This window comes from Burkholderia alba, from assembly GCF_034721475.1.
Classification (GTDB): domain Bacteria; phylum Pseudomonadota; class Gammaproteobacteria; order Burkholderiales; family Burkholderiaceae; genus Burkholderia; species Burkholderia alba.
Genome location: NZ_JAWJWL010000173.1, coordinates 1 through 481, shown reverse-complemented (window position 1 = coordinate 481; position 481 = coordinate 1). Strand labels below are relative to the sequence as shown.

Annotated in this window: 1 pseudogene; it reads right to left on the bottom strand. The window is 57.4% G+C overall.

The window, feature by feature from the left end:
• Window positions 1–74: 74 nt before the first annotated feature.
• Window positions 75–203: pseudogene (locus RZR99_RS33075) on the bottom strand (ATP-binding protein); the annotation flags it as partial.
• Between the last annotated feature and the right edge of the window lie 278 nt (window positions 204–481).

The following is a 481-nucleotide window of genomic DNA, read 5'->3' as shown; positions in this document are numbered from 1 at the left end:
TGTCTCATTATGTGGCCAATACTGGCTCGTAAGGCCCACGATTTCTTCACGAATGACGAGACGAGTCGTGCGCTGGAGTGCCAGTGTTCCAGTGGCAGTTGGCTGGTAATGATCGTGGAGCGCGTACCGACGCGATCGTCGAGCACTTCGAGCAGATCGTTTCGGGCCCCCTGATTGAGATCCTGCAGCCCCCAGTCGTCGAGCTGTTGATTTGCATGGAATCCTGACCCACAGGGGTACGGACGACAACTTGGACTACCAGGAGGTAGTTCATGTACTCGTCTGCATCCCACGAAGCTCAGAATTCAATGAATCTCAACAGTCGCGTCGCCCGTGACCCGTCGCGCCTCGGACTCGCTCACACACCGATGATCCTCAGCGGCCTTACCGATCGCCGCCGGCAAATTGGAGACGACGTCGGCCAGCTGGTCATCGTTCTGATAGGGAATGGCCCTCTCGTATTCTTCGTCCGACAGCGACG